The organism is Lysinibacillus sp. FW12 (assembly GCF_050817245.1).
In the GTDB taxonomy this organism is placed as follows: domain Bacteria; phylum Bacillota; class Bacilli; order Bacillales_A; family Planococcaceae; genus Lysinibacillus; species Lysinibacillus irui.
Map to the genome: position 1 here is coordinate 1,842,355 of NZ_CP139094.1, position 23,540 is coordinate 1,865,894.

Genomic DNA, 23,540 nt, shown 5'->3' on the forward strand with positions numbered 1-23,540 from the left:
ACTAAATTTAGTGAAAAACCTCTACCGTTACGCATAGTAAATTTTCTATATGGCTACACTAATCGTACATTTCAGGAAAAGATTAGTGTGTAAAAATGGAGGTTATCTTGTGAAAACAGCAGCGATTACAGCTTTTGTCAATGCGCTTGTCTTAGCATTGTGCTTAAAGGGATTACATTATTTTCATCTCATCAAATGGCATCCGATTGGGTTTTATAAGAAGTGGAATTGGTTCGAAGATAGCTCTAAATTATTTCAGTGGACCTTCTTTATCATACTTCTATTTATTATCGGTTTATTTTTATATATGACAATGCGCTATGTGTATATCATTCCAGCTGTCTTTTCTTCACTTTTATTAGGCCTTTTGGTGACCATCACCTTAGAGTGGATTGTATTAGATTTACCTTTACAACTAACTTCCTTTAAGAAACTCTCGATACCGTTCATCGTGATTGTCGTTTGTCTATTACGTTTCTTGCTGGAAACTGCAAATTTCCATCAGAAGGAGATGAATGCACATAGAGAAAGGACGTAGCTCACAATATCCCCTTGGTATTAAAAGGGGGTATTTTTTTGCACCATTTGATGATGTTTTTGCGAAAAGATGCTCCAGACTTTCAAAAGTTTTTTCAGTGATTTCAGCTGACATGATTACACTACGTCAAAGTGGATGGAGCTTCTAATGGAAATTAGTTGCTGAATGCACCGTGTATGATAAAATAAATGGCAAGTACATAGAAAGAGGCGAATAGAAGCGTGAAGTTATTATGTTTGAATGGACCTAACTTAAATCGACTGGGTAAACGAGAGCCACATATTTATGGACATGAAACATTAGATGATGTTAGAAAGAATGTTCAAAATCTTGCGGCTTCTTTAGGGGCTACAGTTGAATTTCGTCAATCCAATCATGAAGGGGTACTAGTTGATTGGGTGCATGAAGCAGAGGACGAAAAATATGATGGTATTATCTTTAATCCCGGTGCATATACCCATACAAGCATCGCGTTACATGATGCGATTGCAGGGATTTCTGTGCCGGTTATCGAAGTACATATTTCCAATATCCACAAACGTGAGGCTTTCCGTCATCATTCTTATCTTGCTCCGGCCTGCCTTGGTCAAATTTGTGGACTAGGTACGAAAGGCTATGAACTGGCACTACGTACATTTATCGAGAGGGAGAATTGATTATGTTGAAATTACAAAAGCTACGTAAAGCACTGCAAGAACAAAACATCGATGGTATTTTAGTTACAAATGAGTACAACCGCCGCTATATGACTGGTTTTACAGGGACAGCGGGCGTAGCAATTGTGTCTCAAAACGATGCTGTGTTTATTACAGACTTCCGTTATACTGAGCAGGCTGCTGCACAAATTCAGGACTTCCGAATTGTAAAGCATGAAGCAACAATTATTGAAGAGATTGCTACTCAAGTGAGTAACATGGGCATCAAATTATTGGGCTTTGAGAGAGATACTGTCAGTTATGGCACATATGAACTGTATAAATCGAAGATTCAAGCTGATTTAGTGCCGATTTCTGGACTTATTGAAAAAATTCGCTTGATTAAGACGGAACAAGAGATTAATATTATTAAGGCTGCGTGTGAAATTGCTGATCACGCATTTACACATATTTTAGGCTTCATCAAGCCTGGTAAAACAGAGCTTGAGGTTTCGAATGAATTAGAATTTTTCATGCGTAAACAAGGAGCAACTCAGTCTTCGTTTGACACAATTGTTGCGTCTGGTCTTCGTTCAGCACTACCACATGGCGTAGCAACGAATAAAGTAATTGAAAAAGGCGACTTTGTTACATTAGACTTTGGTGCGCTATACAATGGCTATATTTCGGATATTACACGTACTGTGGCTGTTGGAGAACCATCCGAAAAATTAGTAAATATGTACAATGCAGTCCTTGCTTCTCAACTGTTAGCACTTGAAAAAGTGGGTCCTGGATTAACAGGCATTCAAGCGGACGCGATTGCACGTGATTACTTAAAAGAACAAGGATACGGCGAAGCATTTGGTCATTCTTTAGGACATGGTATTGGTCTTGAAGTACATGAAGGTCCTGGCTTATCGATGCGTTCTGATACAGTGCTAGAGCCAGGTATGGCCGTGACGATTGAGCCTGGTGTTTATTTACCAGGAATTGGTGGTGTTCGTATCGAGGATGATATTTTAATCACCGAAACGGGTAATGAACTACTAACACATTCGTCAAAAGAACTCATTATTTTATAAACTTTGGAGGAACACAAATGATCTCAGTAAACGATTTCCGTACAGGTCTAACAATTATTGTTGATGGCCAATTATACCGCGTGTTAGATTTCCAACACGTTAAACCAGGTAAAGGTGCTGCATTCGTGCGTTCTAAATTACGTAACCTACGTAATGGCTCTGTAAATGAAAAAACATTCCGCGCTGGTGAAAAAGTAGAAAAAGCACAAATCGATAACCGTAAAATGCAATACTTATATGCACAAGGTGACGAGCATGTTTTCATGGACTTAGAATCTTACGAGCAAACTGAACTATCTTCAGCTGCTATTGAATATGAATTAAAATTCCTAAAAGAAAACATGGAAGTTCATATTCAATCTTACCAAGGTGAAATGTTAGGTATTGAATTACCAAACACTGTTCAATTAGAAGTTACAGAGACAGAACCTGGGATCAAAGGTGATACAGCTTCAGGCGGTACAAAACCTGCTACTCTTGAAACGGGTCTAATCGTACAAGTACCATTCTTCGTAAACCAAGGTGATGTTTTAATCATTAACACAGAAGAAGGCTCTTACGTATCTCGTGCCTAATTAATAAAAACCTACTCTTTAGTATAAAAGAGTAGGTTTTTATTTTATTTTTATACATATCATGTGAAAAGCTTCAATCGTTGTGCCATTCGATACAGGAAAAAGACCTTTTTTTCTCGTCATCCTCCATCTTTCTATCATCAGAAAGATGGTCATTTTTGGAAAGAAAGTTTACAATAATAACATAGTAAGGAGTGAAAGGTATGTTACAAACAATATTTGAAATGCAACACCCAATTATTCAAGCGCCAATGGCAGGTGTCACGTCACCTAAATTTGTGGCTGCCTGTGCTGAAGCAGGTTTATTAGGCTCAATTGGAGCGGGCTACTTAGATGGCGAACAGACAAAGCAATTCATTCAGGAAGTGAAAAAATTAACGACAAAGCCTTTTGCAGTTAATTTATTTGTACAAGAGGACCCAAAAATCGATATCGAGGTGTTACAACAAGCTCGTATGGCGCTGCAACCTTTTTATGATGAGCTTGGGTTATCACCTGTACAGAGTGTAGTGTCTAAGGATGTTTTTACAGGGCAAGTTCAGGCGGTTATAGAGGAAAAGGTAGCAATTTGCTCGTTTACATTTGGCATTCCATCAGCAGAGGTTCTTCAACAATTAAAAGACAATGGTATCTATACCATTGGTACTGCAACAACATTAGAAGAGGCTAAACTGGTGGAACAGGCTGGCATGGATGCGGTTGTCCTACAAGGTGGAGAGGCTGGGGGGCATCGAGGTTCCTTTACTGACCCTATCCAATTAATTCCCTTAGATGCGTTGCTACAACAAGTAGCTGGTCAAATTGCGATTCCAATGATTGCAGCAGGTGGGCTCGTGACAAAAGAAGCTATTCAGCAGGCACTTGAAAACGGAGCACAAGCTGTTCAAATTGGTACAGCTTTACTAGTAGCAGATGAATGCGAAATTTCTCCGCTCTATAAAAATGCAGTATTGGCATCGAACGCACAGCAAACAACGATTACGCTTGCATTTACTGGTAAGCCAGCAAGAGGCCTAGCGAATGAATTTACTAAACGCATGAAGGATGCGATAGTGGCACCTTATCCACTACAAAACTATCTAACAACTACCATTCGTAAGGAAAGTACAGAGCAGGGCAATGCCGAATATTTATCCATGTGGATGGGCGAAAATAGTCATCTCGTACAGCAAACAGGTACGGTTAAAAGCATCGTGAACAAACTATTATAAATTTTTTTCGTAGTAGATCTCTATACATCTGTATAGAGGTCTTTTTTTTTATAGTGCGACATATATTGCTGTACACGAGGGGGCGTAGGAATGGAATTACAAGACGTATTAAGAGTTGCTGGAGTGGGACTAGTCGTTGCGCTTCTTCATGTTTTCTTTGATCAAACAGGGAAGAAGGAGTTTTCATTTTTCCTCTTTTTCATTGCCTACTTATATATGACAGCAGAGTTACTTCGATTTTTACGTCTATTCTTTAATGAAATATTAACATTCTTCCAATGGCTTACATCATCCGGGTAATGTAAATGGAAATTGTCATCGTCGCTGTTGTCATGCTGCTTTTATTATTGCTGATAAAAGAAGTTATACAGCCACTCCATGCGCTAATAAGTGTGATGTTTTCGTTTTTGCTTTTTGGCATGTTGTTCTCGACACTTTTATTGCCTTTCGTCAAGCAGCTTCTAGAAACACTTGCGTTTTTACCTTATGCGAAAGCTATTCTAATCAGTGCAAGTATGTTCTATGTCGGACAGTGGGTGTCATTGCTGCTGGCAGAACATAATTATAAAGTGCTCGGGAACATCGTTTTTGCTGCAGTGAAGATCGTCATTTTATTGTATTGGTTCAAAGAATTTTTGGCTGTTTTACAGGAGGTGTCGTCCATTTTAAAAAGGCTAAACTAAGGAGCGAAGCCATTGCAGGAGCAAATACTATCATTTTTAATCGACCCATTCTTTCTCTTGCTAAAGATGACGCTCATGCTTTGCGGCTACGTCATCATTATTTTGATTGTCAACATGATATTACCAGAATTTGAAAAAGGGACAAGGATACTATTTTTTCTTATTGTTTTAGCAACGATTGGTCCTGTTGTTGTAAAGTCCTTTACCTTAATTGATGAAATTGCACAAGGACTAGCCCATCTATTTACAGCATTTTATCCGATTCTTACATCAAGCTTTCTATTATCAAGCAGTATTACAGCGATTGCTTCCTGGCAGCCCTTTTTACTATTTTTTGTACAAGTCCTTACGATTATTAGTAGTAAGTGGCTTATACCAGGCGTGCTTTTGGCCATTGTCTTTGATGTTTGCAGTGTTATTGTCAAGGAAATATCTTTTACACGAATTGCTGAATTAATTCGTTTTACCATTATGAGTATCGTTTCCGCCTCTGTCATTTGCTACGTTCTTTTGATGACTGCAAGTGGTGTTGCGGCATTTAGTGTCAATGCGGCAGTAGCAGAGCCTGTGAAAAAATTAATTGAAGAAAATATTCCGGTTGTTGGTTCTTTTATTGTAGATAGTTTTTCGATGTTTCAGCATATGACACAATTCACTTCATCCGTTACAAGTATTAGTGCTTTTATTGCCGTCATTACGGTGTCATTTATCCCAACGGTTCAGCTAGTTGTCAGTGCCTATTCGTTGAAAATGCTTGCCGCTATTTTAGAGCCAATTGCCTTTGATGATATTTGTAGATTACTAGATCAAATTAGTAAATCGCTATTTACCCTGTGTGCTGTATCATTTTTAATTGCTTTTTCATTTATGTTTTCTTGTTTTTTCCTCATTGTGTTTGTACAAGTCATGGCAGGGGGGAGATAGATTGATTCTTTTATTGGCATTGCTCTTTGTTTGTCAGATTTTTGTGTTTCTAACGGATGATAAGGAAATAATTTCACTGACAAAGTTGGTCATCACGTTAGTATTTTTGCAATTGCTATTAAAGATTCCATTTATCAATTCATAGGAAGAAACAAGCGTACATACACTTGAAAAAGAGAAGATGAAAGGAGGCAATGTACAAGTGATGTGGAAAAGACACGAAAAAAAACAACGTCATTGATGGTTTTAATTTTGATAGCTGCCTCCGTGGGAATATTCATCATTTTACCTATGTATCAAACGAATTCAACAAGCGACAAAAGTTCACCGCTCACAAATGAAGAAAAGCTTGAGCAAACACTGAAGGCAATGCAAGGTGTTGGGGAGGTTAAAGTCTATTTTTATTATGGAGAGATGACAGATGATCAAGATGCCAATAAACTATTTAGCCAATATTTTCGAGGGACTGAGCAAAGCGCGAAAAACGTAACAGGCATGCTAGTTGTTTCAGAAGGTGCATCCGATATCTTTGTGAAAAATGAAATTCGTGCGGTCGTCAGTCAAGTGATGCAGTTACCGATTCATCGAATTATTATCGTTCCAATGGAAAATAAGGAGGAAAAGTAAATGCGCGTACGTAGAAGAACAGTTTGGTTTATGACATTATTAAGTTTAGTAGCAGTCATTTCAGTGTATTATTTGGTTGATCCAGCAAAGCAGTTTAATGGTCTTACTATCTTTACAGATGATACACTACAACAAACAGCTGTCACAGGTGTTACAGATCAGAAGGCAACAAATGATGCAACACAAGAAGTATCTTCACCGAGTCACTTATTCGAAGAAATGCGTATGCAGGTTAGTGATGAAAGAAGCCAGCTTCGTGAACAGTTAACTCAAAAAATTGCTTCTGAAGAGGCTTCTGCTGAAGAAAAAAATGAGGCATTTAATGAAATGGATGGACTGATTAAGCGTGAATCAGCTGAAGCTATGCTTGAAATGCTCGTTAAATCATTAGGTTATTCCGATGCGTTTGTTCGCGCTGAAGGAGAAAAAGTTTCTGTAACAGTGATGGCAGAAGAGCTGTCAAAGGCACAAGCAAACGAAATTATTTACCTTGTAAAAACAGAGATGGAAGGCGCAAATGATGTGCAAGTAAAGTTTAGTGCGAATAATTATTAAAATATATAGAAAAAAATAAATATTTAATTTATTTATAAAAGGTTGTTATATATCAGCATAATGAAAAGGCTTTCGTTTAGTAAAGGAAAGCCTTTTATTTTGTTCAGATTTACTTAATTTTCATTTAACTATTTCAAATTGATTCGAAAAAATATAGAATAGTTATTGTAGTAGATTTTATTTCATAAGGAGAGTTAGAAATGTTCAAAATTCAAGAAATTCGTGAAATTATTAAATTAGTAGATTCTTCTTCCATTGACGAGTTTGTGTATGAAGTAGATGGCGCAAAAGTAAAACTAAAAAAGAATAATGTTGTTGTTACAGAAACTGTAGCACCTAAAAAAGAAGTAGTAGCCCCTGTTGTACAACAATCTGCACCAGCAGAAGCTCCAGTAGCAACACCAGCTCCAGCTAAAGAAGAAGCGCCAGCATCAGCTGCAGCTGCACCATCAGTTAACGACCCATCGTTACATAAAATTGTATCTCCTATGGTCGGTACTTTCTATCAAGCACCAAACCCAGATTCACCAGCTTACGTAAAAGTGGGTGATAAAGTAGGAAACGAAACAATCGTATGTATCGTGGAAGCAATGAAATTATTCAACGAAATCGAAGCAGAAGTGCAAGGGGAAATCGTTGAAATTCTTGTTAAAGATGGCGACTTAGTAGAATACGGCCAACCATTATTCCTTGTAAAAGCTGAGTAAGGAGTGCAAAACAAATGAAAAAAGTTTTAATTGCAAACCGCGGCGAAATCGCTGTGCGTATCATTCGTGCTTGTAAAGAGTTAGGCATTCAATCGGTTGCTGTATACTCTGAAGCAGATGCGGACGCATTACATGTGAAATTAGCAGACGAAGCTTATTGCATCGGACCGAAGCTATCAAAAGATTCTTATCTTAGCTTCCCAGCTCTACTTAGTGTAGCTGAAAAAACAGGTGCAGACGGGATCCACCCAGGGTATGGCTTCGTATCCGAAAACGCTGATTTTGCAGAAGCTTGTGAAAACGCTGGCATTAAATTTATCGGTCCATCATCTGATTCTATTAAAATTATGGGAATCAAGGACGTTGCACGTACAACAATGGAAGCAGCAGGTGTTCCACTTGTTCCAGGTACTGGTATTGTACCAGATATTGAAACAGGTAAAGAATGGGCTGCTAAAATTGGGTACCCTGTTATCATCAAAGCAACTGCTGGGGGTGGCGGTAAAGGGATTCGTGTAGCACGTACAGAAGAAGACCTTGTGAAAGGTATTGAAATTACGCAAAAAGAGGCTGCTGCTGCATTCGGTAACCCTGGCGTATATTTAGAGAAATTCATCGAGTACTTCCGTCACTGTGAGATTCAAGTGTTAGCAGATGGTTATGGCAACGTTGTGCATTTAGGCGAACGTGACTGTACAGTTCAACGTCGTATGCAGAAGCTAGTAGAGGAAGCTCCATCTCCAGCTCTATCTTCTGAGCGTCGTGCTGAAATGGGAGCGGCCGCAGTAAAAGCTGCACAAGCATGTAACTATGAAGGTGCTGGCACAATCGAGTTTATTTATGACTATCAAGAGGACAAGTTCTACTTCATGGAAATGAATACTCGTATTCAAGTAGAGCACCCAGTAACAGAAATGATTTCTGGTGTAGATCTTGTACAACAGCAGTTAAAAATTGCATCTGGTGAGAAGCTACCATTCACACAAGATGATATTCAATTAAATGGTTGGGCGATTGAATGCCGTATTAACGCAGAAAATGCCTACAAAAACTTCATGCCATCAGCAGGAACTGTCGATACGTATGTAACGCCAGGCGGCTATGGTGTACGTATTGATTCTGCAGTCTATGCAGGCTATACTATTCCACCATATTACGATTCAATGGTAGCGAAACTTATTGTTCATGCGAATACACGTGAGGAAGCGATTGCAAAAATGAATCGCGCGCTAAGCGAATTCGAAGTATCAGGTCCTGGGATCAACACAACCATCCCATTCCACCAAGCACTAATGAACAATGATGTTTTCAAATCAGCTCAATTTAATACGAAGTTCCTTGAAGAGAACGATGTATTGGGGACAAACAAATAATTAATTTGTGAATCTAAGGAATAGAATAATTCCAAATATCGTAATAAAATTACCTTCTAACATTCAATTGTTAGAAGGTTTTTTATTTGGATTTTTGATTTAGAGGATGTGACAGAGGAGTATACAATGACCAGTGTTTTTGAGGGTGCGTTTAAAGAGGAGACACGCGACTGATTACTACACCAAAGCTAATGATTGATAGGCTGAATTACATATATTGAAATATATTAAAGGTATCGTTTCAATCCCTATTCCGAAACCCATTTATCAGTCTTTTGAAGAGTTAGAACCTGGTAAATTATTAGGGGTTAATTAAAGAGCATTGCAGAGGGAGTTTTTTTATGGAGCTAAAGGAGCAATTTTATTAATGGTGGAATTTACATATATAAAATAGCGAAATACATTGTTAAGATTTGATAGGTAAAGTATTCTATGGATTTAAAAAGGAGCAACCAAATTGAAATTATTTTTATATGTAACAGCTTATTTAGTTACGGCTATCACCACATTACTCGCATCTTTTCCTTTAGCAGTAATTTATCAAAATGTAAGCGGAAATGATGATGCGTATTTTGGGCTTTATATCATCTATTTTTCACCTATTATTGTCATTTGTTCGTTTATCATCTGTTATTTGTTAATTAAAAAAATAACGATTAAACCAATACTTTTTGGGACAATTATCGGCTTTTGGTTAATCAAGGTTATACAAGTAATCAACAGTTTATATAGCTCCTATAATTACAAATCTAACGAAGATTATATACCAAATATCTTCATTCGCGATGCAATTGATCTTTATATCCTGTTATTGCCGATCCTACTTGTCTTTTTATCACACTTCTTATTGAAGAAATATAACAACTGGCTGCATATCAGTGGCTTTACATGTGGAGCAACTATCGGTTTCTTTACGTCCTACACAATAGTACTTTTTATAAGATCATTTACTAATTCATTGACCTCGTTTTTTCATTTCAATACAAACGAATTAATGGTAGTTATCGTAGGAGCTGCTATTTTCGCGGTTTTAGGAAGTATGATCGGATTCAAGAAAAGTAAACAGATACAAAGAAGTAATTGATCTACATACATGTTTTCGGCTGGTAGAAAAAGTAACCCTAGATTTCGGTAGTTTTATTGGTGAACTAACGGTGCCGCTAAGTTTAATCAACGATTATTTTTCTATTCGTATATTTTTTGTATATACTGTATAATTTAGGTAGGGTAAATAACGTTGTTTATTTCTAAAGAAGAGGAGGGGGAAAGTTGTTATATTTGGCTTTATTACTTGGTATTGTTTTCATTGTAATTACAGATAAACTTACTCAAGCTTTTAAGCTATCAGGCATTTGGGTGGTGCTTGGTCAAATTTGTGCGGCACTAGCGATCAGCATAGTCGGTAATCTTTCGGTTAGTCATATTACTATAGGTTATACCTTCGAATTAGGTTATTTGACGATTCCTTTTACAATATTATTTCTTGTTGGCTTTACAAATGTAATAAATCTAGAAAAAGTACATAATCCATCAATCTTGCTGTTACCAATTGTGTCTTTCGTTTGCTTGTCAATATTAGCTTACATTATGGGTAATTTATTTGTAGTAATCATAGGATTTTGTAGTTGTTTAGTTATGCTGTCTATTCTGTTATACAGCTATTTTTCTGGTAAAGTAATTGTAGGACGAACGCTTACTACGACAATTGGTTTCATCATAGCTGTACTATCACTATCTCTTATCAAAGCATCTATTGTAAATATTTATATTCCCATATTTACTTTAGCACTACCATTCACATTATATTATTGGATGAAAGATAAATTTACAAGTGTATACGCTATTACAGTTAGCGTTGTAACAGCAATAGTATTTAGTGTCCTAATGTTCATAGTTCCTTTTTATATGCTCTGGTATTTTGTTGTTGGATTAACGATACTTTTAGTGATCACACAATCCTCACGTAAATACCGTATAATTTAAAGTTGGATGGGAGCATCCTAATAAACATTGTAGGACTTGCGTATATGACGATTAATCATAAAAACAAGTCCTAAAATGCTTAAACAGTCTTTAAATACTTTTCATAGCAGATACATTGGTGTTTACGTGTGATATTAGTGAATTGTTCCATATCATGGCCGACATAATGACTGAATGTTGAAACAGGAAATAGATTTGGAACATTCGTTGTGATTCTATTAGTCATTTCACTCCCTTCAAGATAAATATGATAATAGGATTCGACTTGAGAAAACTCCATTTTTTTATACCAATTTTGCACCCATTCATCGTCTCGCGTCCATGCTTCAAAGCGATTTAAATTTAGTTCAATGGCTCTTTTTTCAGCAACCTTTAATAAATTTTCGCCTATTCCTTTTCGTGAATAATCAGGATGTACAGCGATGTGCCAAATCATACCACCTAGTCCTTTTCCTCTTGAACAAACTGTGCCTTCTTTGATTTCATATTCTATATCAATTAAACCAACAATTTTTCCATCAATTTCAGCTACTAATTCAATGGAAGGCTGTTCATAGACTTCTTTTTTATTTAGCACATTGTCAAAATAAGCTGTTTTTAAAAAAGCAAGAACTCTACATTGTAGCCAGCCTAGTTCATCTTCTTTTTTAAAGTTTCTAATTAACAATTCAATATACCTCCACTTCAATCAGTAATTTACCTACAATAAACTTGAGCCATTGGTTGCCCATCATATACCTGTTACAAGATCAATCGATGTAGATTTACCATTAATTTGAAGATCAATCGTATCATGGTGAGGTTCTAACGTTAATTTGTAAACATGCTGTTTTATTGCATTATCTTGCTCGTTTGTCACATCTAACTTGATCGTTATTGTATTATTTTGTGTTTCAAGATCTACCGTAACGGTTCCTTTTGATCGAAAAACGATGTAAGAAACATCTTGATCTACTACATTGAGTAATTGTAGTGTTGATTTTTCGTCCATAGCCTTTTGCACTTTATCTGGAACTACCTCAATTTCAGTAATGCTTAATGTTGATGAGTTACATGCTGTAAAAAGAAATACGGTGAAAAACATAAAAAATAATAATTTTTTCAATGCCTTTTCATACCTCCTTTTGATTTACTATAATTTCCATTAATTGAATTGTACCATAGTAAAGGTATGGTAGGTCGAAATGGAGAGGGAGTACTGACAAAGAATTACTAACGATATAAGTGAGGGTTAAATCACTTTGAAATTAATAGAAGAGTTCATCATAAAGGGAGTCGATGGATAAATGCCAGTATATAATAAACTTGTAAGGGATAAAATTTTAGAAATGATAGAAGAGAAAGGTTTATCGTATTATGCACGAACTTTAGAATCAGAAGAATTTATCAAGGCAATCAAAACTAAGATGATAGAGGAAGCTACAGAATTTCACGAGGCGAAAAATAGTCAGGAAAGCGTTGAAGAATTGACAGATCTGCTCGAACTCATTCATACAGCTATACGTGTGTTAGGCGTAAGTTTTGAAGAACTAGAAGCGATGCGTGAGCAGAAGAAAAAAATTCGTGGTGGATTTGAAAAAAGAATTTTTTTGCTAGATGTAGAAGATCCATCAGGTTCGCTATAAATTAAAACGGCTTTAGACAGCCAAACCTTCCTTTTTATAGTATAATAAACGGTAGTACAGCATTTGTTTGTGATTTGTAAGGGAAAGGATGATATTTGTATGGCAGAGAAAGTAGGACAATCTTTCGTACAACCAACACCTTCTGGAAAAGAAGAGCTTGGAAAAATAGAGGTAGCGGCAGAGGTAATCGAAGTTGTAGCAGGTATTGCTGTCAATGAGGTTGAAGGCATTGCTGCAACTCGTGGAAATATTGCGACAGGTGTCGTGGAACGATTCGGTAAAAAAGTACACAATAAGGGCATTAAATCCGGTGTCACAGAAACGGGTGAAATTGCAATTGATGTATTTTGCTCTGTAAAATATGGATATGCCATTCCTAAGGTTGCAAAGGAAGTACAAACGCAAATACGCCAAGCTATTTTTAATATGACAGCACTAGAAACAGCAGAAGTCAATGTGCATATTACTGCTATACAGTTCGAAAAAGAAGAAACAGCAGTACATGAATAACAAAAAAAGGGTTGCCCTAAGATGATTTTTCATCAAAGGGCAGCCCTTTTTTAAGGATTTCTCTAGGATTCATTAGTCTAAATGTATCGCCTTTTTTATAATTCAATATGCTTTGGCTTTCTCCAGAACAATGCCAGAATAACGCCAAGCACTAACACGATTGTGGCAAAGTAATAGGGATAGTTCAAATTTACATCGAACAAGATCCCACCTAAGATAGGCCCAAAAATATTACCTAGGCTTGTAAACATGGAGTTCATACCACCAACAAATCCTTGTTCATTGCCAGCAATTTTTGATAAATATGAAGTAACCGCTGGCCGAATTAAATCAAAGCCAACGAAAATAAAGAATGTGACAAATAAAATGGCAAAATAATGACTGACAATCGTCATAGCGAATGTTAGGATCGCCGAGAGAATCAATGAATAACGAATGACATTAATTTCACCCATTTTCTTTGTTAGCCAGTCAAACAGAATTAATTGAGCCAGGGCTCCTACAATACCACTTCCTGTAATAATAATGGCAATATCTGATGGCGTAAATGCAAATTTGTGATCGACAAATAAGCTAAATAGTGATTCGAATGCAGCGAGACCAAAGGATAGCACGAAAATAAGAATGAATGGAATAAAATAAAGCGGGCTAAACACACGCTTCACACTACCTAGCATAGATGGTGTAACTTCCTCATTGTCCGTAGCACGCGACGGTTCTTTTAATAAGATGAACGACAGAATAGCCGCGAAAAGACCAAGGACCCCTGCCGCGTAAAATGGTACACGTGTACCGTATTCTGCTAAAAATCCTCCGATACCAGGACCGATAATAAACCCTGTGCTAATGGCAGCACTCATATAACCCAGTGCTTTAGGACGCTGTGCTAATGTCGTAATATCAGCAATATAAGCTGTTACGGCTGGCATAATAAAAGCTGCACTTACGCCACCGAGCATACGGGAGGCAAAAAGAATTTCCACTGAACGACCGAATCCGAATAAAAACTCAGAAAGCCCAAAAATAAAAAGACCTAACACGATCATGATTTTACGACCGATATTATCGACTAATTTACCTGCGATAGGTGATGCAATCAATTGGGTAATAGCAAATGCTGCTACCATATAACCAACAACAGAGCCCGAGATCTGAAGCTCATTCATGATAGTTGGTAAAACAGGGATGACTAAACCAATCCCTAAAAAAGCAATGAAAAGATTGGATAATAAAATTGCTAATGTTATATTTTGTTTCTTGCTCATAAAGCTCTCCTTCTACCTGTTAAACGATACATGTTTTAAATCTACTAGAATATTTCCATGTAATACGATAAACCCTATAGTAACTATAGGGTCAAAAGATTTGTTTTCCATTTTTAAAGTTTTTATCAGTTTGGGAGTTTTTGAGGAGTTTATACGATTGGCCTTTAAATTTTTAGGGAAGATTCTTGTCCTTCTTGTTTTTGTCTAACCTTTAATTCTACAATAAACTTCTTTTCTTGCTCCATTGTTAATGTCGCTGGCATATAGAGTTCATACACTTGTGATTCAAATATTTCTTGCTGCGCCAATACATAATTTCTTAATTTTTCATAGTACGAAAAATAAGTTTCAGGGTCATATATAAAGGCAATACATACATACTTTCCAGCGGGAATGGTAGTTTGCTGTATATTTGCTGAGAGCTTTGAAAATGTGCGCTCTGTTAAAAGAGGAGTGAAAATAACATCATAAAAAATATCATGGACATCCTGATAAGGCTTAAGAGGATATATACAGCCATATCGACTATTTAACACACTGCCCTCGTTTTCAATGATTTTTGTTAGTATTGCATAATATGTATTAGCGCTCGATGTTGGTGTTAATTCAGTCGTTGTCACTTGAAGAACGGGCATTGCTTCTTCTACCTGTTCATATACTTCACCGAAGATCGGGATATCTATTTGTTCTTGTAATTGCTTTTTTGTTTTCAATAAAGTATTTTTCGCTTCGTTTAAGCGTGAAATTTTCTCGTTTATTCGTAGCTCTTGCTGTGCAAGAAAATCAAGCAATTCATCTGAGGTTAATTTGAGCGCTTTTTTTATATCTTCGAGGGTAACACCGATATATTTAAGTGATTTTATTATATCTAAATAGAATAGCTGAGTGTCTTTATAGTAGCGGTAATTGGTGTAGGTATCTGTATAAGCTGGTTTAAATAAATCAATTTGATCGTAATAGCGTAACGTCTGAATCGATAAGTTTGAAAGTTTGGCAACCTCACCAATGGTATAATAATGTTCCTTCATAAATTGCCTCCATTAGTAATACCTAAAGAAGTTTCGAATGGCATCAAAGCGAATTTTATGCTTGCAATCGTCACAGTAAAATAGGTGAGATTTACGTTCCTTCATTAGTTTGTATTGTTCTTCACCTTCAACCAATTTAAATGGTTTTTTACAACTCGTACATATGGCTTCATATTGCATTGTGAACACCTCTGAAGTTTGTTTTCGTTTTTCTTTATTATACATGATGAGGAGGAAACAATCATTTTTGGAGAGCTTATTTGATTAAAAGGGAGCTCAATTAGGAATGATGTAAAAAGTTCCTTAAAAAAGGTTTCAGATTATTGAAAACTTGCTTGAAATCGTGTTTCTCGTGCGATTTTATGCTATTATAAACCTTAATGCCACTTAAGAAGGAGAGCTTTACATGAAACGACATGAAGCACGCGAAAAAGCGTTGCAAGTTTTGTTTCAGCTAGACAATACGGATCTAACAGTAGAAGAAGCAATGGGTCATATTAAAGGACAACCAACCAATGCCTTTTACGAAAAGATTGTTACTGGAACAGCTGAACATTTGGAGGAAATCGATGCTACTTTAGAACAGCATCTTGAAAAGTGGTCACTTGCCCGTCTACCGAAAATTGAAAGAACGGTTTTACGTCTAGCTGTATACGAACTTTTATACATGCCAGAAACACCAAAAAGAGTAGTACTAAACGAAGCAATCGAGTTATGTAAAACATTTGGCGATGATAGTTCATCTAAATTTGTCAATGGTGTACTTTCTAAATTTACAGAACAAGAATAATGTGTTGAATTGGAAGGAGTAACGAAGGTTTATGTCAAGTGCAATTATTAATGGTAAAGAAATTGGTCAAGAAATTCGTAATGCTGTAGCAGAGCGTGTCATTCGCTTAAAAGAGCGAGGATTAACACCTGGTTTAGCGGTTGTATTAGTTGGAGACAACCAAGCTTCAGCTACATATGTGAGAAATAAACAAAAATCTTGTGAAGCAATTGGTATGTTTTCAGAACTGATTAAATTACCAGCTGAAACTACGCAAGAGGAATTATTAGCACAAATTCAACTTTTAAATCAACGTGAGGATATTCACGGAATTTTAGTACAACTACCACTCCCAAAACATATTGATGAGGATACAGTCATAGCGACAATCGCTGTCGAGAAGGATGTCGATGGTTTCTCACCAGTAAGTGTGGGGAAAATGATGCTTGGCCAAGACACATTTTTACCTTGTACACCGTTCGGCGTGATGAAGCTTCTTGAGTATTCAGGAATTGACATTGCAGGAAAACATGCTGTTATTGTAGGACGTAGTCATATCGTTGGTAAACCAATGGGACAACTACTTTTGCAAAAAGACGCAACGGTGACATATACACATTCTAAAACGCCTGATTTACCTTCATTTACAAAACAGGCAGATATTTTGATAGCTGCTGTCGGACGTGCAAACTTTATTACAAAGGAGCATGTAAAAGATGGAGCGGTTGTCATTGATATCGGTATTAATCGTGATGAGAACAATAAATTATGCGGTGATGTAAACTTTGCAGAAGTAGATGGTATTGCATCACATATTACTCCTGTACCAGGTGGTGTCGGACCAATGACAATCACGATGTTACTATTCAACACAGTGCAAGCAGCTGAAAATAGCTTGCAAAATAAATAACATAACCATAAAAGAGTCATCTCAACATTGCTTTGAGATGACTTTTTTGATGTATAAAAAAGAACTTCTTTGCTATTTTTGACGTCTAATGTAACGTTTGGGACATACATACGTAGAAGGAGGTTTTTATGGAAAACATCGATATTATGTTAATTGTTAAACATATCATCATTGGTCTTGTCCAAGGTTTCACAGAGCCTATTCCCGTATCATCGAGTGGACATGTTATGATTGCCAGTGAAATACTAGGACTTGGAGAACAAGGTTTTACATTCGCCATTTTAACTAATACAGCATCATTACTTGCCATTATGTATATTTATCGAGAGGATATTGTGCGCCTTATAAGTCATTTCTTTCTCTATTTAAAGACAGGGGAGAGGCGCTATAACGCTGATTTTCGCTTTGCATTGTATATTATCATAGGATCTATTCCAGCAGGCGTTTTAGGGGTGTTATTAAGTGATGTCATTGCTGACAATGTCAGTATGACTACAATTGCGCTTATGTTATTTGTCACAGGAGCTGCATTATGGTTAATACGTAATATGCGAGGGAAGAAGAATGATGCTGATCTCAGGGCAAAAGACGCTATTATTGTAGGATTAGGGCAAGCAGTAGCTTTAACGCCAGGTATTAGCCGATCAGGAGCAACGATTATTTCAGCAATAGCAGTAGGGATGAAGCAGGATACAGCCTTACGGTTCTCCTTTATGCTTTATATTCCTGTAAGCTTAGGGGGAGTGGTCCTTGGGATTACGGATTTTTTAGAGGAGCCGAATAAAGGCGCATTGGCACTTCCCTATGCAGCTACTTTCATCGCTACGCTCATTATGACCTATTTTGCGATGCGATGGTTTATGGGTATTATGAAAAGCGGTAAACTTAGCTATTTTACGTACTATTGTTTTATTGTAGGTACGCTTCTATTACTATTCTATTAAAATGTAAAGTCTCATAACAACTATTGTTATGGGGCTTTGTTTGTTATGGATGGTAATAAGCTGTTTTCTAATAGTTTGATCGTGTATGAATATGTTATAGTTGTTTTTCGATAGTTGTAACCTCGTCATTTTTTCTAGCGAAACTGCATTTTGGCACGTCAACGACAGTAAAAAATGTTATGATAGGTGTAGTTTTTGTGAAAAACTTGATTATAGTAAAGGAGCCGAAAACATGTCGTCTGCTTCTTATTTAACAGTAAAAGCGTTAACGAAATATATTAAACGAAAGTTTGATGCTGACCCTCATCTACGTGAAGTATATGTAAAGGGTGAATTATCGAATGTTAAAATCCATCAATCAGGCCATATTTATTTTACGCTAAAGGATGATGGAGCCCGCATTGCGGCTACGATGTTTAAAATGGCGGCTACAAAATTAGCGTTTGAGCCAAAGGAAGGTATGCAAGTATTTATTCGAGGCGATGTAAACGTTTACGAAGGTTATGGTACCTACCAACTTTATGTACAGGAGATGCAACCTGATGGCATTGGTAGCTTATTTGTTGCCTTTAATCAATTAAAAGAACAATTACAAAAAGAGGGGCTTTTTAAACCAGAGTGGAAGCAACCGATACCAAAGTTTCCTGAAAAAATAGGTGTATTAACATCGACTACAGGTGCTGCTATTCGAGATATTTGTACGACGTTGAAGAGACGTTACCCCCTTGCTAAAGTTTTGATTTATCCAACTCTAGTGCAAGGAGCGCAGGCGGCTCCAAATATTGTGCAAAATATTCAACGTGCAAATCAGAATGCGAGTTGTGATGTGTTAATTGTAGGTCGTGGTGGAGGCTCTATTGAGGATTTATGGGCTTTTAATGAAGAAATAGTGGCACGGGCTATTTTTGAAAGCCGAATTCCTATTATTAGCGCAGTCGGACATGAAACAGATACAACCATTGCAGATTATGTAGCTGATTTACGAGCTCCTACACCAACGGCAGCTGCAGAGATGGCTGTTCCAGATCAAGCAGAGCTATACCAGCGGGTACTTACGCAAAAATCACAACTTCATCAAATAGTGAGGTCGCAACTTATGGCTGAACGACAACGTCTAAATAAGCTCCAGCAGTCTTATCCATTGTCCATGCCAGAAAGACTTTATCGACCATTTACTGAAAGATTAGCACAGCTCGAGTCTGGGTTGCAGACAGCGATGCAGGTGGAGTTGATGAAGAAAAAATCTCAGCTTCAACAATTACATAGTACGGTCGAGCAGCATTCACCTAAAAAGGCACTGGCGTTCCATCAACGTGAACTTGAAGCACGCATTCAACAATTATCCCGTGCTACTACGTATTATGTAGCGAAGCAACAACAACAATTTGAGGCCACTGTTAGAACATTAGAAGCTTTAAATCCGCTATCCATTCTAACAAGAGGTTTTACAGTAGCATATAAAGATCAAAAAATGATCAAATCATCCACTGAGGTACAAAAGCAGGATCAACTTACACTTTCTTTCCATGATGGGAAAGTTGTGGCTGAAGTGAAAAATATCTTGCCAAAGAATGAGGGGGAAACGTTGTGACAGAGAAACAACAAACGTTTGCAGAAGCCATGACGGCACTAGAAGAAATCGTTCGCCAGTTGGAGCAAGGCGATGTGCCATTGGAAAATGCAATAGATTTATATAAGCAAGGAATGGAGCTATCAAAGTTTTGCCATAGTAAGCTGCAACATGCAGAAGAACAGCTCGTATCGATTGTCCAAGAGACTGGTGAAACAACAGCATTTGATCCACTAAAGGGAGAGAATTAGGAAATGAATGAGCCATTAAAGTGCTTTATTGAAAGTAACATACCACAAATTGAAGAAACCATGTTTGCGCTTGTTGAACAAATTGATGCACCAGCCGATTTAAAGGAATCTATGCTTTATTCATTAAAGGCTGGCGGTAAACGAATTCGCCCACTTTTTGTGTTAGCAGTACTTGAGCTTTACCATAAAAATTTACAGGACGGCTTTCTTGTCGGTTCTGTAATTGAAATCATTCATACGTATTCTTTAATCCACGATGATTTACCAAGTATGGATAATGATGATTTCAGAAGAGGAAAGCCGACGAATCATAAAGTTTATGGTGAAGCACTTGCAACGCTTGCTGGAGATGCACTAAATACGTTAGCATTTGGCATTTTAGCACGTATGGAATTGTCTGCTGAAAAGCGCATTGAACTTGTCCAATTATTAAGTGTCGCAGCAGGAGCAGAAGGCATGGTTGGTGGTCAAGTACTTGATATGGAAGGAGAGCAACGTCAGCTTAATTTAACAGAGCTAGAACAGGTCCATGTCAATAAGACAGGTGCTTTATTACGCTTTAGTATTGAAGCGGGAGCCGTGTTAGCAGATGTGTCCAATCAAGATCGTGCTACATTAAAGAAATATGCACATCACATTGGTCTAGCTTTCCAAATTCAGGATGATATTTTAGATATTGAAGGAACAACTGAAGAACTAGGGAAAACAGCAGGGAAAGATATCGCTAGTGATAAAAGCACCTATCCAGCGCTTTTAACATTAGCGGGAGCAAAAGAAAAGCTTGCTGAGCATTATCAACATGCCATTAACGCACTCGATCAATTACCAATCGATACCAGCTTATTACGCGACTTTGCTGCGTATATTGTTCATCGTAAAAACTAAGAGAGAAAATCAAGGCGTTGAAGGAAAAGAATATGCTAGAATAGGTGGGAACGTTTGCAATTTGCATTCAATGAAGTGCTCGTACTTTTAGCATATTGATAACACTGCTATAATGGTGGAAACACAATTGCGGTGAATATTTTATTGAAAAGGTGTGTGAGAAAGGTGGATTTAAATAAAATAACTAGTCCATCCTTTTTAAAAAACTTAAATAAGAAGGAGCTTGAGCAACTTGCACAAGAAATTCGTACCTTCTTAATCGAAAAATGTTCTGTCACAGGTGGGCATATCGGGCCAAATTTAGGTGTAGTTGAACTTACGATAATGCTGCATAAAATGTTTGACAGTCCAAAAGATAAGTTTTTGTGGGATGTTGGCCACCAAGCTTACGTGCATAAAATTTTAACAGGTCGTGCGAGTCAATTTGACACACTACGTCAGTTCAAAGGGCTTTGTGGATTCCCGAAGCGCGTGGAGAGTGAACATGATGAGTGGGAAACAGGTCACAGCTCGACGTCCTTATCAGCAGCCATGGGTATGGCAGCGGCACGTGATATTAAAAAAGAACATAGCTATGTAATCCCTATTATTGGGGACGGTGCTTTAACAGGCGGTATGGCACTTGAAGCGTTAAATCATATTGGACATGCAAAAACAAATATGATTGTCATTCTGAATGATAATGAAATGTCCATTGCACCAAATGTTGGAGCATTACACAATGTATTAGGTCGTTTACGTACAGCTAAGGAATACTCAAAAGCGAAGGAAGAGCTAGAGTCACTTATAAATAAAATTCCAGTGCTAGGAGGCAAGCTTGCTTCTACTGCAGAGCGCCTTAAGGACAGCTTAAAATATTTAGTGGTGTCCGGTGTGTTTTTTGAGGAGCTAGGTTTTAAATATCTGGGCCCAATTGATGGACATGATTTCGAAGCCCTAGAAATGACATTATCACATGCTAAAAAAGTGAAAGGGCCTGTTTTGGTCCATGTCATTACAAAAAAAGGAAAGGGCTATAAACCTGCCGAGGATGATACTATTGGTAATTGGCATGGGACAGGTCCCTATAAAATTGAAAACGGTGCCTTTGTTAAATCTGAAGCAAAAGGACCAGCGTGGAGTAGTTTAATTGCAGAAACGGTTCGTAAAATTGCTCATGAGGATGAGCGAGTAGTGACGATTACGCCAGCAATGCCTGTTGGGTCGAAGCTACAAGGTATTCAAAAGGATTTCCCAAATCGTTTCTTTGATGTAGGAATTGCTGAACAACACGCAGCAACGATGGCTGCAGGGCTAGCTACTCAAAAAATGAAGCCGTTTTTAGCCATTTATTCTACATTCTTGCAACGTGCATATGACCAAGTATTACATGATATTGCTCGTCCAAACTTGAATGTTTTTATCGGCATTGATCGTGCTGGTTTAGTTGGAGCGGATGGAGAAACCCATCAAGGTGTATTTGATATTGCTTTCCTTCGCCATATTCCAAACATGACTATTATGATGCCAAAAGATGAAAATGAAGGTCAGCATATGGTAAAGACAGCGATTGAATATGATGGTGGCCCAATTGCTCTTCGTTATCCACGTGGGAATGGGATTGGCGTACCATTAGATGAAGAGCTTATCGCTTTACCAATTGGCAGCTGGGAAGTCTTGCGCGAGGGGAAAGACGCATCTATTTTAACATTTGGAACGACGATACCAATGGCAATGGCGGCAGCTGAAATGCTGGCACAACAAGGTATTGAGATTGAAGTAGTTAATGCTCGCTTCATCAAGCCAATGGATGAGGAAATGCTACATCGTATTTTATCTAGTCATAAGCCAATTTTAACGATTGAAGAAGCTGTCCTGCAAGGTGGATTTGGTAGTGGCGTATTAGAGTTTGCTCATGATCATGGCTATCTAAATGCACTTATTGATCGCATGGGAATTCCAGATCAATATATCGAACATGGTAATGTAGATCAGTTACTCGCAGAAATTCATATGACAGCAGAGGATACGGTTGCACGTATGCACGTGTTACTTCAACAAAAACAGCAAGTAGGTTTGAATAAATAATGACAAAACAACCAAAAGAAAGAGTAGATATTTTACTTGTAGAGCGTGGGCTTTGCGAGACAAGAGAAAAAGCAAAACGATCCATTATGGCAGGTCTTGTTTTTTCAAATGAAATACGTATTGATAAGGCAGGAGAAAAAATTGCCATCGATGCACCTCTACAAGTGAAGGGCTCTGATTTAAAATATGTTAGTCGTGGTGGCCTAAAGCTTGAAAAGGCCATACAAATTTTTGATATGACTGTAGAAGGAAAGCTAATGCTTGACATTGGCTCCTCTACAGGCGGCTTTACAGATTGTGCCCTACAACATGGAGCAAGACATTGTTATGCATTGGATGTGGGCTCTAACCAGTTAGCTTGGAAAATTCGCTCGGATGAACGTGTCACGGTTATGGAGAAAACCAATTTTCGCTATACAACAGCCGCTGATTTAACGGAAGGGTTACCTGATTTTGCAACCATTGATGTTAGCTTTATTTCCTTATCGCTCATTTTACCTGTATTAAAAACATTGTTGCTTCCAGGTGGCGATGTGATGGCATTAGTGAAACCACAGTTTGAAGCTGGGAAAGACAAGGTTGGTAAAAAAGGTATTGTTCGTGATAAAAAAGTACATCTCGAAGTATTGGAAAAAACAGCTGCTATGGCAACAGAAATTGGCTTTGTTGTAAAAGATGCCTCCTTTTCACCTATAACAGGAGGGGAAGGGAACATTGAATTTTTATTCCATTTAGTGAATCCTGTCGGTGATGAAATAATTCCTTCATATACAGCTTTTAATGCACTCGTTGAAGAAGCGCATAATTCTTTAAAATAACA

Annotated in this window: 28 protein-coding genes; 24 read left to right on the forward strand and 4 right to left on the reverse strand. The window is 37.4% G+C overall.

The window, feature by feature from the left end:
- Positions 1-109 precede the first annotated feature (109 nt).
- The 14 genes from SJW71_RS09395 (at position 110) to SJW71_RS09460 (ending at position 10,896) form a co-directional block, all read left to right on the forward strand.
- Positions 110-538, forward strand: a complete 429-nt coding sequence (locus tag SJW71_RS09395; protein WP_274793646.1) for a hypothetical protein — start codon at positions 110-112, stop codon at positions 536-538.
- 221 nt (positions 539-759) lie between these two features.
- On the forward strand, positions 760-1,194 hold the full coding sequence (gene aroQ, locus SJW71_RS09400; RefSeq protein ID WP_274793645.1) for a type II 3-dehydroquinate dehydratase: 435 nt from the start codon (positions 760-762) through the stop codon (positions 1,192-1,194).
- A gap of 2 nt (positions 1,195-1,196) precedes the next feature.
- Positions 1,197-2,258, forward strand: coding sequence for a M24 family metallopeptidase (locus tag SJW71_RS09405; RefSeq protein WP_274793644.1), 1,062 nt, complete (start codon positions 1,197-1,199; stop codon positions 2,256-2,258).
- A gap of 17 nt (positions 2,259-2,275) precedes the next feature.
- Positions 2,276-2,833, forward strand: coding sequence for an elongation factor P (gene efp / locus SJW71_RS09410; protein WP_274793643.1), 558 nt, complete (start codon positions 2,276-2,278; stop codon positions 2,831-2,833).
- A gap of 203 nt (positions 2,834-3,036) precedes the next feature.
- On the forward strand, positions 3,037-4,044 hold the full coding sequence (locus SJW71_RS09415; protein ID WP_431812042.1) for an NAD(P)H-dependent flavin oxidoreductase: 1,008 nt from the start codon (positions 3,037-3,039) through the stop codon (positions 4,042-4,044).
- Between the two features lie 90 nt (positions 4,045-4,134).
- Positions 4,135-4,344, forward strand: coding sequence for a hypothetical protein (locus tag SJW71_RS09420; RefSeq protein ID WP_012295089.1), 210 nt, complete (start codon positions 4,135-4,137; stop codon positions 4,342-4,344).
- Between the two features lie 5 nt (positions 4,345-4,349).
- A complete protein-coding gene (locus SJW71_RS09425) occupies positions 4,350-4,727 on the forward strand; it encodes a hypothetical protein (protein WP_274793641.1) in 378 nt (125 codons plus the stop codon).
- A gap of 12 nt (positions 4,728-4,739) precedes the next feature.
- On the forward strand, positions 4,740-5,651 hold the full coding sequence (locus tag SJW71_RS09430) for a stage III sporulation protein AE (protein ID WP_274793640.1): 912 nt from the start codon (positions 4,740-4,742) through the stop codon (positions 5,649-5,651).
- A 267-nt stretch (positions 5,652-5,918) separates the two neighbouring features.
- Positions 5,919-6,278, forward strand: coding sequence for a hypothetical protein (locus SJW71_RS09435; RefSeq protein WP_274793639.1), 360 nt, complete (start codon positions 5,919-5,921; stop codon positions 6,276-6,278).
- Entirely contained in the window at positions 6,279-6,833 is a 555-nt protein-coding gene (locus tag SJW71_RS09440; protein ID WP_274793638.1) for a SpoIIIAH-like family protein, read from the forward strand.
- A gap of 200 nt (positions 6,834-7,033) precedes the next feature.
- Positions 7,034-7,540: an acetyl-CoA carboxylase biotin carboxyl carrier protein gene (accB, locus tag SJW71_RS09445; protein WP_313470718.1), complete on the forward strand. Its 507-nt coding sequence runs from the start codon at positions 7,034-7,036 to the stop codon at positions 7,538-7,540.
- Positions 7,541-7,554: 14 nt separating this feature from the next.
- Positions 7,555-8,913, forward strand: coding sequence for an acetyl-CoA carboxylase biotin carboxylase subunit (gene accC / locus SJW71_RS09450; protein ID WP_274793635.1), 1,359 nt, complete (start codon positions 7,555-7,557; stop codon positions 8,911-8,913).
- A 457-nt stretch (positions 8,914-9,370) separates the two neighbouring features.
- Positions 9,371-9,997: a hypothetical protein gene (locus SJW71_RS09455; RefSeq protein WP_431812043.1), complete on the forward strand. Its 627-nt coding sequence runs from the start codon at positions 9,371-9,373 to the stop codon at positions 9,995-9,997.
- A 185-nt stretch (positions 9,998-10,182) separates the two neighbouring features.
- Positions 10,183-10,896: a UDP-N-acetylmuramyl pentapeptide phosphotransferase gene (locus SJW71_RS09460; RefSeq protein ID WP_431812044.1), complete on the forward strand. Its 714-nt coding sequence runs from the start codon at positions 10,183-10,185 to the stop codon at positions 10,894-10,896.
- 79 nt (positions 10,897-10,975) lie between these two features.
- Here the strand turns inward: SJW71_RS09460 and SJW71_RS09465 are convergent, their stop codons facing one another.
- Positions 10,976-11,563: a GNAT family N-acetyltransferase gene (locus SJW71_RS09465; protein ID WP_322605603.1), complete on the reverse strand. Its 588-nt coding sequence runs from the start codon at positions 11,561-11,563 to the stop codon at positions 10,976-10,978.
- 63 nt (positions 11,564-11,626) lie between these two features.
- Complete coding sequence (locus SJW71_RS09470) at positions 11,627-12,001, reverse strand: peptidylprolyl isomerase (protein ID WP_322605602.1); 375 nt, start codon at positions 11,999-12,001, stop codon at positions 11,627-11,629.
- 181 nt (positions 12,002-12,182) lie between these two features.
- Between SJW71_RS09470 and SJW71_RS09475 the strand changes: the two genes are divergently transcribed.
- Positions 12,183-12,521 carry a nucleoside triphosphate pyrophosphohydrolase gene (locus SJW71_RS09475; protein WP_274793630.1) on the forward strand — a complete coding sequence of 113 codons (339 nt, stop codon included), beginning with the start codon at positions 12,183-12,185 and terminating at the stop codon, positions 12,519-12,521.
- A 99-nt stretch (positions 12,522-12,620) separates the two neighbouring features.
- Positions 12,621-13,031 (forward strand): Asp23/Gls24 family envelope stress response protein, encoded by a 411-nt coding sequence (locus tag SJW71_RS09480; protein WP_274793629.1) that lies wholly within the window; start codon positions 12,621-12,623, stop codon positions 13,029-13,031.
- A 95-nt stretch (positions 13,032-13,126) separates the two neighbouring features.
- Here SJW71_RS09480 and SJW71_RS09485 read toward each other — a convergent pair whose 3' ends face one another.
- Together SJW71_RS09485 and SJW71_RS09490 are read right to left on the reverse strand one after the other, a co-directional pair.
- Entirely contained in the window at positions 13,127-14,296 is a 1,170-nt protein-coding gene (locus tag SJW71_RS09485) for an MFS transporter (protein ID WP_431812045.1), read from the reverse strand.
- A 164-nt stretch (positions 14,297-14,460) separates the two neighbouring features.
- Complete coding sequence (locus SJW71_RS09490; protein WP_431812046.1) at positions 14,461-15,324, reverse strand: MerR family transcriptional regulator; 864 nt, start codon at positions 15,322-15,324, stop codon at positions 14,461-14,463.
- Positions 15,325-15,730: 406 nt separating this feature from the next.
- Here SJW71_RS09490 and nusB point away from each other — a divergent pair, with 406 nt between their 5' ends.
- The 8 genes from nusB (at position 15,731) to SJW71_RS09530 (ending at position 23,538) form a co-directional block, all read left to right on the forward strand.
- The gene (gene nusB, locus SJW71_RS09495) at positions 15,731-16,114 is read left to right on the forward strand and encodes a transcription antitermination factor NusB (RefSeq protein WP_008179889.1); all 384 of its coding nucleotides are present in this window, start codon (positions 15,731-15,733) and stop codon (positions 16,112-16,114) included.
- Positions 16,115-16,145: 31 nt separating this feature from the next.
- Complete coding sequence (gene folD / locus SJW71_RS09500; protein WP_431812047.1) at positions 16,146-17,003, forward strand: bifunctional methylenetetrahydrofolate dehydrogenase/methenyltetrahydrofolate cyclohydrolase FolD; 858 nt, start codon at positions 16,146-16,148, stop codon at positions 17,001-17,003.
- Positions 17,004-17,131: 128 nt separating this feature from the next.
- Positions 17,132-17,947, forward strand: a complete 816-nt coding sequence (locus tag SJW71_RS09505; protein WP_407134288.1) for an undecaprenyl-diphosphate phosphatase — start codon at positions 17,132-17,134, stop codon at positions 17,945-17,947.
- 232 nt (positions 17,948-18,179) lie between these two features.
- Positions 18,180-19,538, forward strand: a complete 1,359-nt coding sequence (gene xseA, locus SJW71_RS09510; RefSeq protein WP_431812048.1) for an exodeoxyribonuclease VII large subunit — start codon at positions 18,180-18,182, stop codon at positions 19,536-19,538.
- A complete protein-coding gene (xseB, locus tag SJW71_RS09515; RefSeq protein ID WP_008179899.1) occupies positions 19,535-19,768 on the forward strand; it encodes an exodeoxyribonuclease VII small subunit in 234 nt (77 codons plus the stop codon). The genes xseA and xseB overlap by 4 nt, the downstream gene beginning before the upstream one ends.
- A 3-nt stretch (positions 19,769-19,771) precedes the next feature.
- Positions 19,772-20,653, forward strand: coding sequence for a polyprenyl synthetase family protein (locus SJW71_RS09520; protein WP_412927243.1), 882 nt, complete (start codon positions 19,772-19,774; stop codon positions 20,651-20,653).
- A 165-nt stretch (positions 20,654-20,818) separates the two neighbouring features.
- Entirely contained in the window at positions 20,819-22,720 is a 1,902-nt protein-coding gene (gene dxs, locus SJW71_RS09525) for a 1-deoxy-D-xylulose-5-phosphate synthase (RefSeq protein WP_274793621.1), read from the forward strand.
- Entirely contained in the window at positions 22,720-23,538 is an 819-nt protein-coding gene (locus SJW71_RS09530; protein WP_431812049.1) for a TlyA family RNA methyltransferase, read from the forward strand. The genes dxs and SJW71_RS09530 overlap by 1 nt, the downstream gene beginning before the upstream one ends.
- The last annotated feature ends 2 nt before the right edge of the window (positions 23,539-23,540 follow it).